Source organism: Verrucosispora sp. ts21 (assembly GCF_002879555.1).
GTDB lineage: Bacteria > Actinomycetota > Actinomycetes > Mycobacteriales > Micromonosporaceae > Micromonospora > Micromonospora gifhornensis.
Genome location: NZ_PNOZ01000072.1, coordinates 1 through 12,436, shown reverse-complemented (window position 1 = coordinate 12,436; position 12,436 = coordinate 1). Strand labels below are relative to the sequence as shown.

General features: G+C 69.5%; 13 protein-coding genes. 11 read left to right on the top strand and 2 right to left on the bottom strand.

What is annotated here, in order from left to right; all coding sequences use genetic code 11:
• The first annotated feature begins 2 nt into the window (after nt 1-2).
• The gene (locus C1A38_RS24555) at nt 3-533 is read left to right on the top strand and encodes a thioredoxin domain-containing protein (RefSeq protein ID WP_102660087.1); all 531 of its coding nucleotides are present in this window, start codon (nt 3-5) and stop codon (nt 531-533) included.
• Between the two features lie 33 nt (nt 534-566).
• Here C1A38_RS24555 and C1A38_RS24550 read toward each other — a convergent pair whose 3' ends face one another.
• Nucleotides 567-1,154, bottom strand: coding sequence for a TetR/AcrR family transcriptional regulator (locus C1A38_RS24550; protein ID WP_102660086.1), 588 nt, complete (start codon nt 1,152-1,154; stop codon nt 567-569).
• A gap of 139 nt (nt 1,155-1,293) precedes the next feature.
• Between C1A38_RS24550 and C1A38_RS24545 the strand changes: the two genes are divergently transcribed.
• The 10 genes from C1A38_RS24545 (at nt 1,294) to pruA (ending at nt 11,283) form a co-directional block, all read left to right on the top strand.
• A complete protein-coding gene (locus C1A38_RS24545; RefSeq protein ID WP_102660085.1) occupies nt 1,294-1,809 on the top strand; it encodes a hypothetical protein in 516 nt (171 codons plus the stop codon).
• Nucleotides 1,800-3,035, top strand: a complete 1,236-nt coding sequence (locus C1A38_RS24540) for an ABC transporter substrate-binding protein (RefSeq protein ID WP_102660084.1) — start codon at nt 1,800-1,802, stop codon at nt 3,033-3,035. The genes C1A38_RS24545 and C1A38_RS24540 overlap by 10 nt, the downstream gene beginning before the upstream one ends.
• A gap of 66 nt (nt 3,036-3,101) precedes the next feature.
• Entirely contained in the window at nt 3,102-3,977 is an 876-nt protein-coding gene (locus C1A38_RS24535) for a branched-chain amino acid ABC transporter permease (protein WP_102660083.1), read from the top strand.
• Nucleotides 3,974-5,002, top strand: coding sequence for a branched-chain amino acid ABC transporter permease (locus tag C1A38_RS24530; protein ID WP_102660082.1), 1,029 nt, complete (start codon nt 3,974-3,976; stop codon nt 5,000-5,002). Before C1A38_RS24535 ends, C1A38_RS24530 begins: the two co-directional genes overlap by 4 nt.
• Complete coding sequence (locus C1A38_RS24525) at nt 4,999-5,793, top strand: ABC transporter ATP-binding protein (protein ID WP_102660081.1); 795 nt, start codon at nt 4,999-5,001, stop codon at nt 5,791-5,793. Before C1A38_RS24530 ends, C1A38_RS24525 begins: the two co-directional genes overlap by 4 nt.
• Nucleotides 5,780-6,475 carry an ABC transporter ATP-binding protein gene (locus C1A38_RS24520; protein WP_102660080.1) on the top strand — a complete coding sequence of 232 codons (696 nt, stop codon included), beginning with the start codon at nt 5,780-5,782 and terminating at the stop codon, nt 6,473-6,475. Before C1A38_RS24525 ends, C1A38_RS24520 begins: the two co-directional genes overlap by 14 nt.
• A 17-nt stretch (nt 6,476-6,492) precedes the next feature.
• Entirely contained in the window at nt 6,493-7,731 is a 1,239-nt protein-coding gene (locus C1A38_RS24515; protein ID WP_102660079.1) for a metal-dependent hydrolase family protein, read from the top strand.
• Between the two features lie 28 nt (nt 7,732-7,759).
• Complete coding sequence (locus C1A38_RS24510; protein ID WP_102660078.1) at nt 7,760-8,707, top strand: carbon-nitrogen hydrolase family protein; 948 nt, start codon at nt 7,760-7,762, stop codon at nt 8,705-8,707.
• A 1-nt stretch (nt 8,708) separates the two neighbouring features.
• A complete protein-coding gene (locus C1A38_RS24505) occupies nt 8,709-9,638 on the top strand; it encodes a proline dehydrogenase family protein (RefSeq protein ID WP_102660077.1) in 930 nt (309 codons plus the stop codon).
• Between the two features lie 19 nt (nt 9,639-9,657).
• Nucleotides 9,658-11,283 carry an L-glutamate gamma-semialdehyde dehydrogenase gene (gene pruA, locus C1A38_RS24500; RefSeq protein WP_102660076.1) on the top strand — a complete coding sequence of 542 codons (1,626 nt, stop codon included), beginning with the start codon at nt 9,658-9,660 and terminating at the stop codon, nt 11,281-11,283.
• 60 nt (nt 11,284-11,343) lie between these two features.
• Here the strand turns inward: pruA and C1A38_RS24495 are convergent.
• A partial coding sequence (locus C1A38_RS24495; RefSeq protein WP_102660075.1) for an integrin alpha occupies nt 11,344-12,436 on the bottom strand: 1,093 nt, incomplete at its 5' end.

The following is a 12,436-nucleotide window of genomic DNA, read 5'->3' as shown; positions in this document are numbered from 1 at the left end:
TGATGAAATTGCGACAATTCGGCTTCATCGCCGCACTGCTTCTGGCTGCCTCGGCATCGGGCAGCGGACCCATGCCACCGGAGGGCATCGCCATGCCCGAACCCGTCGCGTCGGTCACCGTTGTCGATCTCGACGGACTGGCCGATGTGGACTTCGGCGACACCGAGGCCGAGCTGACCCGGCGCGGGATACTTCGGACTGACGTCGACGCCTGCGGACCGACGCTTGCCGGTCACGCGATGGTCAGTCCGATCTTCATCGACGATCGGCTGGTGCTGCTCTGGGCCGGCGACCCGGTCCGCACCCCGGAGGGGATCGCGGCCGGCGCACCGATCACCGAGGTCCGGGCCGCATATCCGACGGTACGCGAGCTGAACGCTCCACAGGGGACGTACCGTTTCGACGGTCTACTTGCTCGCGACGGCGACCGCGCCTACCTCTTCCTGCACGACGGGCAGGCGGTCCAGAAGATCATCGCTGGCTACGCCAGTTGGGCGCATCGCCTCTTCGTCGAGGGCCACGGCCCCTGCTGACCCGGCGAGACCAGCGCCCGAGCGTCGGCCTGCTCAGCGGGGGTGTGGGACCGGGTGCAGGCAGATCCCGTGCATCAGCACCTGCATGATCGAACGCGTCAGTTCCTCGGGCGGGGTCGCACGGGCCCAGACGAACGTGTAGATGAACAGGCCCAGGATGCCCTCCACGAATGCGTGGTCAAGCGTCCGGAACTCGCCGGCGGTCGCCCCCTCCTGGAGGACGCGCCGCCACCGGTCGAGGTACTGCTGGCGGCGCTGGAGGATCTGCGCCTTGCCGTCCGCGCCGAGGACGCTGTACTCGCGGAGGAACACCGTCCAGGCGGCGAGGTCGGCGGCCATCGCGTTGCCGAGGTCGGTACCGAGTTGCCGCAGCTTGGTGGTGGCGTCGCCGTCGGTGGCCAGGATCTGGTCGCTGCTGACGAGGATGCGGTCGATCGGGTCGAGCATGATCTCCAGCAGCAACTCTTCCTTGCTGGCGATGTGGTGGTAGAAGCCGCCCTTCTGCAGGCCGACCGCGTCGAGTAGCTCAGCCAGACCCGTCCCGTGGTACCCCTGCCGCGCAAACAGGTCTGCGCTGGCGGTGAGGATGCGGGCCCGCGTGTCTTCGCTCCTCGTTCGCATCAGATCGTCCCTTTCAATAACCCCGGCCGAATGCGAGCGGGTTACGTTTCGATTTCATGCTTCCGGACCGACCGGTCGGTCCGGTACCGTCCTCCTCAACGTACCGACTGGTCGGTAGGGGTCGCTGGGGAGGTGACACATGCCGGATAGTGCAGCAGCTGATGGCCTGCTCGCGGTCCATGACGGCCTGCGGACGGCCCTCGCCGGACGCCCCGAGATCCACGTCGCCTGGGGCCCGGAACTGGCTGAGGACGCTTCCCCCGCCGCCGCGGCGCTCCGTGCCGCCGAGGCGAGTTGGGAATGGAGTGCCCTGGGCTTCGCCAGCCGATCCTTCTGGGATCTGCACGTGGGCATCCTTCCCGTCGAGTCGGGCTTCTCCGTAGGCCTGCACTGGACCCGCGCACTCGACCACGAGGTCCGCCCGTGGGCACCGATCGCGGTGCCCGGAGGAACCCTGCGGTTCGCCGCAGTCGCCGGAGAGTACCAACTGCTCACCGCCGACTCCACAGGCGTCGCGACGCACAGTATCCGATCCGCCGTGGACGTGGCCCTGGCCGTCGCCACCCGGGTCCTATCCAAGATCACCGAAGACGCTCACCCGGCCGAGGTGTTCGCACCAACAGATTGCACTACTAGGGAGAAGACATGCGGTTGAAGGGAAGGCTGGTCGTCGCCACGTTGGCGAGCACCTGCATGCTGTTCGCCGCCGGGTGCGGTAACGCGACCGGCGACTCGAAGTCGTCGGCGGGTTCGTCGGGCTCGTCGGCCAACGGTTGCGACGTCAAGGAGATCGGTCCGGGTGTCACGGACAGTGAGATCCGGGTGGGCACCACCATGCCGCTGTCCGGCTCGGGCGCCGCGGGTGGTCTCGGCACCAAGGAAGGGCAGGAGGCGTACTACGCCAAGCTGAACGCCGAGGGTGGCGTACAGGGTCGGAAGATCAAGCCGATCATCCTCGACGACGCGTACGACCCGTCGACCGCGCAGAAGCAGATGCGTCAGCTGGTCGAGAAGGAGGAGATCCTCGTCGTCTCCGGCGGTGAGGGCACCCCCAACTTCCTCGGCGCCGTGCCGTACCTCGACCGCAAGAAGGTACCGGCCATCGCCCCGTACGCGCCGAGCGACGAGCTCGGCGGCGACAAGAACCAGCACGTCTTCATGGCGACTGTCGACTACATCCAGGAATTCGAGATCCTGACCGACTACGTACTCGACCAGGAGACGCCGAAGAAGATGGCGCTGGTCGGTGTGGCCGGCAACGTCGGCGACAACGCGAAGCTGGGCATGGAGAAGGCGCTGGAGGGCAAGGGCATCGAGCTGCTCTACGTCCCCGAGACGCCGGGCACCACCGACTTCACCCCGATCGCGACTCAGCTCAAGCAGTTCGACGCCGAGTACGTGTTCCTCATCCTGACCAACGCCGACACCGGCGGCCTGCTCCAGGCGATGTCCCGCATCGGGTACACCCCGAAGACCGGTGCCTGGGCCGGCATGAGCGACGACTCCTACATCAAGGAGTTCGGTGCGCTCTCGCAGGACATGCTCGTCGCACTGGAGACCTCCTCGCTGGACAGCGAGAACCCGCTGGTCAAGCAGTTCGTCGCGGACTTCACCGCGCAGACCGGCAAGGCGCCGAGCAAGTTCAACCAGCTCGGCTGGGTGCAGGCGCAGCTGACCGCCGAGGCGCTGAAGCGGGCCGAGGGTCTCAACCGCGGCTGCGTGGTCGAGGCGCTCGAGACCTTCGAGAACTTCGAGACCGGCATTCTGCCCCCGGTGACCTGGGGCAAGGGCGACCGCGCCGGCGTTGACGCGGTCGGCATCGGCCAGATCAAGGGCGACAAGCTCGTCGTCCTCGAAGAGACCAAGTCCCTGCAGAAGTGACCCCTCCGGGGGTGGGTCCGGCGAAACCCGACCCACCCCCGGACCAGTACGAGACCAGGAGTCCACGTGGGTGACCTCGGTCAGATCCTTCTCGGTGGTGTCACCACCGGCAGCCTCTACGCACTCTTCCTGCTGGGCGTGCTGATCGTCTTCCAGGTCAGCAAGAGCATGAACTTCGCGTACGGGCAGGTCGGCATGATCGCCGCCTTCAGCGCATGGTTCTTCTACTCCGAGCAGGGCCTGCCCGTGCCGGTGGCGCTGGTGATCGGTGTGCTGCTCGCCGTGATCGTGAACAGCGCGATCGACTTCGCCGCCATTCGCCGGATCCCGGCGGGTCGACCGGGCCTGGACCTGGTCGTCACCCTCGGCATCTTCCTGCTCATCACGGCCGTCATGCAGCAGCTGATCGACGCCAACGCGCACACCTTCGTCTCGCTCGGCGCGGACACCCGCACCGAGGTCGCCGGGGTGGTGGTCAGCATGAGTGACGGCATCGTCATCGGCCTGACCGTGGTGACCGTCCTGGCGGCGTACCTGCTGCTCAACCGGACCAGCCTGGGCACGTCGTTGCGGGCCAGCGCCGAGGACGCCGGCATCGCGCAGGCGGCCGGCGTGAACGTCCGGGCGCTGCGGACCGCCACCTGGGCGGTGGCCGGTCTGATCGCGGCGGTCGTCGCCATCCTGGTCGCCAGCCGGCTGTCGGTCGACGCGTTCTACATGACGCCGTTCCTGATCAAGGCGTTCATCGCCGGGATGATCGGCGGCCTCGACCGGTTCTGGCTGCCGTTGGTGGTCGCCGTGGCGCTCGGGGTCTACGAGTCGCTCGCGGTCTACCTGCTCGGCGCGAGCGCCGGCACGCCGGCGGTCTTCCTCCTGATCATCGTCGTCCTGGCGCTGGTGCCGAAGCGGTTCGTCAACGAGCGGAACGAGGTGCGAGCATGACCGGCACCACCATGACGCGGCCCCGCCGCGGCGGGAAGAACCCGACGGTGGGCAAAGGCCGGGGCGTACCCCGCCTGCTGACCCGGGTGGCCGTCTTCGCCGTGATCGCCGCGGTCCCGCCGCTGCTCTTCGACGACTACTGGGTGTTCATGTCGGCGCAGGTGCTCGCCTTCGCGGTGGCCACCCTGGGCCTGGACATCCTGTACGGGCGGACCGGCCAGATGTCGTTGGCGCACGCCTCCTTCATGGGCGTGGGCGCCTACACCACCTACGTGATGGCGACGAACGGCTACGGACCGGCGATGCAGCTCGCCGCGGTGATCGGCGTGGCGCTCATCGCCGCGCTCGTCGTCTCCGTACCCACGCTGCGGTTGTCCGGCATGCGGCTGGCGCTTGTGACGCTCGCCTTCGGTGAGCTGCTGGCCTGGGCCATCCGGAACACCACCGACCTCACCGGCGGCACCCAGGGAGCCTCGGTCGACCCGTTCCTGTTCGGGCGGCTGGACTCCAGCGAACCGCTGCACGCCTACCTGATCGCGCTGGTCCCCGCGGCCATCGCCACCGCGTTCGCCGTGCACCTCGGCCGGACCCAGCTCGGCCGCCGGATGCTGGCGGTACGCGACAGCGAACTCGCCGCCGAGTCGGTCGGCGTGGCGGTGGCCCGTACGAAGATCACCGCGTTCCTGATCAGCGCCGTGTACGCGGGCGTCGCCGGCTGGCTCTACGCCGGCATCACCGGATTCATCGCACCGCCCGACTTCGACCTGTTCGCCTCGGTGTACCTCTTCGTCGCCGTGGTGATCGGCGGCGCGGGCACCGTGCTGGGGGCCTGGCTGGGCGCCTCGTACGTGGTGCTGATGCCCGAGGTGTTCACCCTGGCCGGCCAGCCGAACCTCTACCCGATCGTGGGTGGCGCCCTGCTGGCGATCGTGGCGCTGGTGGTGCCCGACGGCATCGTCGGGCTCGGCCGCAACGTGTGGCGTCGGATCAGAGGCGTACGTGGGGACGAGGAGGAATCCAAATGAGCACGGCCAGCGGCGCGCCGCACGTACGGACCGAAGGACTGACCGTCCGGTACGGCGCCTTCCAGGCACTGCGTGACGTCACAGTCAGCCTGCCGGCGGGCGGAATCAGCGGCCTGATCGGCCCCAACGGCGCGGGCAAGACGACACTGCTCAACGCGATAAGCGGGTTCACACCGATCGCCGAGGGCTCCGTGCACATCGGCCACCGCAACATCACCGCGCTGGGCACCCGCCGCCGCGCCCTCGCCGGTGTCGTGCGCGGCTTCCAGACGGTACGGCTGATGGAACGCGAGTCGGTGCTGACGAACGTGCTGGTCGGGACCGAACGACTGCCGCAGCCGAACGCGCTCGCCCAGTTCCTCGCGTTGCCGTCGCAGTGGCGCGCCCGCAACCGGGACATGGCGGCGGCGACCGAGGTGCTCGACCTGCTGGGCCTGGCCCGGCAGGCGCACCGCCGGGTGGACGAACTGCCGTTCGCCAGCCGCCGCCTGGTGGAGGTGGCCCGGGTCCTGGTCTCCTCGCCGTCGGTGATCCTGCTGGACGAGCCGGCCGCCGGTCTCGACCAGGAGGGGCGGCAGGAGTTGGCAGCCGTACTCACCCGGGTCCATGAGAACCATCCGTCGACCATGGTCGTCGTCGAGCACGACGTGGACCTGGTCAAGAGCCTCTGCTCGTACGTCATCGCCCTCGACTCCGGTGCCTTCCTGCGCGACGGCACCCCGGCCGAGGTGTTCGGTGACCGGCAGGTGCAGCTCGCGTACTTCGGGAGGGCCGCAAGTGCTGACGCTTGAGTCGGTCAAGGGCTGGTACGGCTCGACCCAGGCCCTGTTCGGGGTGAACCTGCGCGTACCACCGGGCAAGACCGTCGCCCTGGTCGGCACCAACGGTGCCGGCAAGACCACCACGCTGCGGGCCATCCTCGGCGCGGTCCGCACCGAAGGGTCGGTACGCGTCGACGACGTCGACATCTCGGCGAAGCCGACGCACCGACGGGTCAACGACCACCACATCGCTGTCGTCCACGAGGGGCGCGGCCTGCTGTCCCAGCTGTCCGTCCTGGAGAACCTGACGGTCGGGGCGAACCGCGCGCAGCGGGCCCGCATCGACGAGGTGCTGGACCTGTTCCCGGCGCTTCAGGGACGTACCCACCAGAAGGTGTCGCTGCTCTCCGGCGGGCAGCAGCAGATGGTGGCGCTGGGTCGGGCGCTGCTGCGCGACCCGAAGTACCTGCTGCTGGACGAGCCGGGTCTGGGCCTGGCACCGGTCGTGATCGACGAGATCTACCGCTACATCGCCGAGTTGTGCTCGCGCGGTATGGGCGTGCTGCTCGTCGAGCAGAGCGTCGCGCGGGCCGCGAGCGTCGCCGACGAACTCGTCCTGCTCCGCGTCGGCACCGTCGACCGGGTCATCGACACCGCCGACTCCGCCCAGGTCGACCAACTCGTCGCCGACGCGTTCGGCGTCCATCACTGACAATCGAAAGGACTTCCGTGAGCACCATCGCACTGACGAACGCCACTGTCTTCGACGCCACCGGCGCGGAGCCCGTGGAGGGTGCCACCGTCGTGGTGGACGGCGAGCTGATTGTCGACGTGGCGGCCGGCGGTGCGGTGCCGGCCAGCGCCGACCGGGTGATCGACTGCGCCGGCCGGACCGTGATGCCCGGCCTGATGGACGCGCACGTGCACATCGGCGCGATCGACGTCAACATCCTGGAACAGCACCGGAACTACCAGACCAGCCACGCGGCGCTGAAGATGGGGCGGATCCTGAACCGCACCCTGATGCAGGGCTACACCACCGTGCGGGACGCCGGTGGCTGCGACGCGGGTTTCCGGCAGGCCGTCGAGCAGGGTGACATCCTCGGCCCCCGACTGCTGGTGTCGAACGCGCCGCTGTCCATGACGGGGGGTCACGCCGACTGGCGGCGTCCCACCGAGCGTGGCAACACCGTCGAATGCTGCTCCCAGGTGGGCATGAACGCGATCGTCGCGGACGGCCCGGAGGAGATCCGCAAGGGCGTACGGGAGAACATCCGTACCGGCGCCGACCAGATCAAGGTCATGGCCAGCGGCGGCGCGATGTCCCCCGCCGACGAGCTGGACACCATCCAGTACAGCCTGGAGGAGCTGCGGATGGCGGTGCAGACCGCCGAGGCGGCCGGCAAGTACGTGCTCGCGCACGCCTACTCCTCCGCCGCGATCCGCAACTGTGTCGAAGCCGGCGTCCGCTCGATCGAGCACGGCAACCTGATGGACGAGGCGACCGCCGCGCTGCTCGCCGAGGCCGGCACCTACCTGGTGCCCACCCTCTCCACCTACGAGCTGCTGCACCGCCAGGGTGCCGAGCACGGGGTGGCCCCGGAGCCGCTGGAGAAGATCCGGATGGCTCACGAGCAGGGCCTGCGTTCGCTGGAGTACGCCTACCGTGCCGGCGTCCGCATCGCCAGCGGCTCCGACCTGCTCGGCCCGATGTTCGTGCACAAGCACCGCGAGCTGTCCCTCAAGGCGGAGATCATGCCGGCCGCCGCGGTGCTGATCGCCACGACCCGCGTCAATGCGGAGCTGTTCGGCCTGGCCGACCGGCTCGGCACGGTCGAGGCGGGCAAGCTCGCCGACCTGATCGTCGTGGACGGACGCCCCTGGGAGGACATCGAGGTCTTCGCCAGCCCCACCGCCGTGCCCGTGGTCATCAAGGGCGGCGACCTGGTCAAGTACGAGCTCTCCTGATCTGACACCCCTGACGAGGAGGAAAACCATGGCCCCCGTGACCCTCGCCGCCGCGAACGTGCGTATCGAGCACGACAAGGCGCGCAACCTGGCGAAGTTCCTGGAAATGATCGACGAGGCCGCCGCCAAGGGCGTCGACGTGCTGGTGCTGCCGGAGGTCGGCCTGCAGGGCTACGCCGACTTCGCGTTCGGTCTCGGTGACAAGGGCACCGCCGCGCAGAAGCAGTACTACTTCCGCGAGGCCGAGCCGGTGCCCGGCCCGGCCACCGAGGCGATCCGGGCCAAGGCCGCCGAGTACGGCATGTACGTCCAGCTCGGGCTGGCCGAGCGGGCCGGACACGGCAACGTGATCCTCAACGCGACCGCGTTGATCGGCCCCGACGGTGTGGTGGGCGTGTACCGCAAGACCCACAACACCTTCGAGTTCCCGTACTTCAACGCCGGCCAGTCCACGCCGGTGTTCGACCTGCCGTTCGCTCGCGCCGCCAGCCTGATCTGCTACGACCTGGCCTTCCCCGAGCTGATGCGGGTCTTCGCGCTGCAGGGTGCGACGCTGGGCCTGATGTCCACGGCGTGGCCGATGAAGGGCCACGACCCGGCCGACGACTACCACGGCTTCGCCATGGACCTCTCCGCCCAGGCCAACGCCTTCTTCAACCAGATGTGGCTGGTCGTCTCCAACCACTGCGAGAAGGGCGTCTACACCGCCGGGCTCGACTACTGGGGTCACAGCCAGATCGTCGACCCGTACGGCAAGGTCGTCGCGATGCTTACCGACGAGGAGGGCCTGGTCACGCACACCGCCGACCTGGACGCCACCACGCTGGCCAGCCGCACCGAGGGCTTCTTCGGGCTGAACCTGCTCCAGGACCGGCGACCCGACCTGTACGGCCCGATCGTCGACACCGCCCCGTACGCGCCGACCGACCGTCCCGCGCCCACCCCGCGTGGTCCGCTCGACCAGAAGGCCGGCTGACATGCTGCGTCAGGTCATTCTGAAGACCGCGGCCAGCCGCCGCGCCCGCCGGGCGATCGAAGCCACCCCGCTCACCCGTGCCGTGGTGGACCGGTTCGTCGCCGGCGAGAACGTGCCCTCCGCCGTACGCGCGTCGGAAGGGCTGCACGACGCCGGTTGTCTCGCCACCCTCGACTATCTCGGCGAGGACACCACCGACCGGGCCCACGCCGAGCACGTCACCGGGCAGTACGTCGCACTGCTCGACGGGCTCGCCGACGCCGGGCTGACCGGCATGGCGGAGGTCTCGATCAAGTTGTCCGCGCTCGGTCAGGCCCTGCCCCGCGAGGGCGAGGCCGTGGCGCTGGACAACGCGGCCCGCATCTGCGCGGCCGCCGCCCGGGCGGGCACCACGGTCACCGTGGACATGGAGGACCACACCACCACCGACTCGACGCTGGGCATCGTCGCCCAGTTGCGTCGGGACTTCCCGGAGACCGGCGCGGTCATCCAGGCGTACCTGCGGCGCAGCGAGGGCGACTGCCGCGACCTGGCGACCGCCGGTTCGCGGGTCCGGCTGTGCAAGGGCGCCTACCGGGAGCCGGCGAGCGTGGCCTACCAGGCTCGCGCTGAGGTGACCCAGGCGTACCTGCGGTGCGCCGAGATCCTGATGGCCGGTCCCGGCTACCCGATGCTCGCCACGCACGACCCCGAACTCATCGTGGCCGGCACCCGGCTGGCCGCCGGCCGTCCCGAAGGCGTCACCGGCTACGAGTTCCAGATGCTGTACGGCATCCGCCCCACCGAGCAGCGGCGGCTCGCCGAAGCAGGCCACCAGGTCCGGGTGTACGTGCCGTTCGGCGAGGAGTGGTACGGCTACCTGATGCGGCGTCTCGCCGAGCGCCCGGCCAACCTCATGTTCTTCTTCCGGGCTCTCACCAGCCGCAACTGACCAGGAGCAACGCAGTCTGATGGACGCCGTCACCACCACCCCTGCACCGGTCAACGAGCCGAACCTCTCGTACGCGCCGGGCAGCCCGGAACGCACCGGGCTGACCGCGAAGCTTGGCGAACTCGCCGGCCAGCGGTTCGAACTGGACATGACCATCGATGGTCGACGCCGCATCGGCGGCGGCGACCGGATCGACATCGTCCAGCCGCACCGGCACCGCCACGTCCTCGGCACCCTCGGCAACGCCACACACGACGACGCCCGGGCGGCGGTCGACGCGGCGAAGCGGGCCGCCGCTGACTGGCGGGCGCTCTCCTTCGACGAGCGGGCGGCGGTCTTCCTCAAGGCCGCCGACCTGCTCGCCGGGCCGTGGCGGCAGACGCTCAACGCGGCCACCATGCTGGGCCAGTCGAAGACGGCGTTCCAGGCGGAGATCGACTCGGCCTGCGAGCTGATCGACTTCTGGCGCTTCAACGTGCACTTCGCCCGGCAGATCCGCGCCGAGCAGCCGCAGTCCTCGCCCGGCGTGTGGAACCGCGTCGACCACCGGCCGTTGGAGGGCTTCGTCTACGCGATCACGCCGTTCAACTTCACCGCCATCGCCGGAAACCTGCCCACCGCGCCCGCCCTGATGGGCAACACGGTGGTGTGGAAGCCGTCGCCGACGCAGCAGTTGGCCGCGTGGTGGACGATGCGCCTGTTGGAGGCGGCCGGCCTGCCGCCCGGGGTGATCAACATGGTGACCGGTGACGGTCTCGCCGTCTCCGATGTCGCGCTTGCCGACCCGGACCTGGCCGGCATCCACTTCACCGGTTCCACCTCGACCTTCCAGCACCTGTGGCGCACCGTCGGCGAGCGGATCGGCAGCTACCGCAGCTACCCACGGATCGTCGGCGAGACCGGCGGCAAGGACTTCATCGTCGCCCACCCGTCGGCGGACGTCGACGTGCTGCGTACCGCCATGATCCGGGGGGCGTTCGAGTTCCAGGGGCAGAAGTGCTCGGCCGCCTCCCGGGCGTACGTGCCCCGGTCGCTCTGGCCCCAGCTGCGTGAGGACCTGATCGCCGAGGTGGAGTCGCTGACCATGGGCGACGTCACCGACCTGTCCCACTTCATGGGGGCGGTCATCGACGGGCGGGCCTTCGCCCGGCACGCCGTCGCGATCGAGCGGGCCCGCGCCACCGCCAGCTGCGAGATCCTCGCCGGTGGCGGGTACGACGACAGCGAAGGCTGGTTCGTCCGGCCCACGATCATCGAGTGCACCGACCCGACCGACGAGGTCTTCACGACCGAGTACTTCGGGCCGATCCTCGCGGTGCACGTCTACGAGGACGAGGCGTACGAGGCGACGCTCGCCCAGTTGGAGTCCGTCTCCGCGTACGCGCTGACCGGCTCGATCATCGCGCAGGACCGCGCCGCCATCGCGCACGCCGCCCAGGTGCTGCGCTTCGCGGCCGGGAACTTCTACGTTAACGACAAGCCGACCGGGGCAGTGGTCGGCCAGCAGCCGTTCGGCGGCGGGCGGGCCAGCGGCACCAACGACAAGGCCGGTTCCGCCCAGAACCTGCTGCGCTGGACCAGCGCCCGCACCATCAAGGAAACCTTCGTGCCGGCCACGGACCACCGCTACCCGCACATGGCCTGAACGCCGTCGCCCCCGCCATCCCTGCTGCGCAGGCGGTGGCGGGGGCGATCGGGCCGCAGATCAGTGGTACATCAGGCCGCCGGACTGGGCGGTGGCCAGGCGACGGCCGTACCACTTGGGCCAGACGAAGTCGGTACGCATACTCGCACCACTCCACGAGGCGGACTGCGGAACCAACCCACCGGAACCACCGTGGAACAGGGCGACCGACCCGGATGCGGGCCGCTCCGGGTCCGCGCTTACCAGTTCCCCGGGCGAGGTCACGATCGCGTCCAGCGGGCCCTTGCCGTCGAGGTTGAGGATGGCCACCTCGCCACCGAACAGGTCGTTGCTCTCGGCCCCACCCGGCACGACCGGGTGGTCCTGGTCGAAGCCCTGCGCACCGGTGCCGGTCAATCCGGAGGCGGATCCCTTGAGCAGGGCTACCGTGCCCGCCCGCTTCTTCGTACCGATCGCCTCACCGGGCGCGCCCACAAGCACGTCGGCCCGACCGTCGCCGGTCACGTCACCGACCGCCAGGGTCGCACCGAACAGGTCACCGACTTCCGCCGAACCGGGCACCCCGGGCGTACGCTGGCTGAACAGCTTCACCGCGCTGCTGGACAGGCCGGCACCACCGGTACGACCGGTGAAGACCGCGACCATACCCTCGTTGCCCTTCGGGGACTGCGTGTACGGTGCCCCGGCGATCACCTCGCCCAGCTTGTCGCCGTTGACGTCACCGATGGCCAGCGCCATACCGAGGCTCCGCACGTAACTGTCGTCACGACCGGTCGCCTTGCGCAGCGCCGCCCCGGTGACCGAGGTGGCACCGCTGAGCTTCACCCCGTTCGCCGAGCCCCACATCAGCGTGAGCATCCCGCTGCCGGTCGGCGAGCTGTCCTCGTTCTCGCCGGGCGCGCCGATGACCAGGTCGGCGTACTTGTTGTCGTTGACCTTGCCGATGGCCAGGGTCCAGCCGAAGTGGTCGTTGCGTTCGGCAGAACCCGGCACCGCAGCCTGGTTCTGGTGCAACTGCTGCGCCCCGGTGCCGGTCAGCCCGTTGGCTCCGCCGTACAGGACGGTGACCGCGCCAGCGTAGGTGAGCTTGCCGATCGCCTCGCCGTACGCCCCGATCGCCAGGTCGTCGCGGCCGTCGCCGTTGATGTCACCG

Bases quoted from the DNA above. Each gene is read 5' to 3' on its own strand.
- C1A38_RS24525 (WP_102660081.1), top strand. From the start codon at position 4,999: ATGAGCACGGCCAGCGGCGCGCCGCACGTACGGACCGAAGGACTGACC.
- C1A38_RS24505 (WP_102660077.1), top strand. From the start codon at position 8,709: ATGCTGCGTCAGGTCATTCTGAAGACCGCGGCCAGCCGCCGCGCCCGC.
- pruA (WP_102660076.1), top strand. From the start codon at position 9,658: ATGGACGCCGTCACCACCACCCCTGCACCGGTCAACGAGCCGAACCTC.
- C1A38_RS24540 (WP_102660084.1), top strand. From the start codon at position 1,800: ATGCGGTTGAAGGGAAGGCTGGTCGTCGCCACGTTGGCGAGCACCTGC.
- C1A38_RS24510 (WP_102660078.1), top strand. From the start codon at position 7,760: ATGGCCCCCGTGACCCTCGCCGCCGCGAACGTGCGTATCGAGCACGAC.
- C1A38_RS24550 (WP_102660086.1), bottom strand. From the start codon at position 1,154: ATGCGAACGAGGAGCGAAGACACGCGGGCCCGCATCCTCACCGCCAGC.
- C1A38_RS24545 (WP_102660085.1), top strand. From the start codon at position 1,294: ATGCCGGATAGTGCAGCAGCTGATGGCCTGCTCGCGGTCCATGACGGC.
- C1A38_RS24555 (WP_102660087.1), top strand. From the start codon at position 3: ATGAAATTGCGACAATTCGGCTTCATCGCCGCACTGCTTCTGGCTGCC.
- C1A38_RS24530 (WP_102660082.1), top strand. From the start codon at position 3,974: ATGACCGGCACCACCATGACGCGGCCCCGCCGCGGCGGGAAGAACCCG.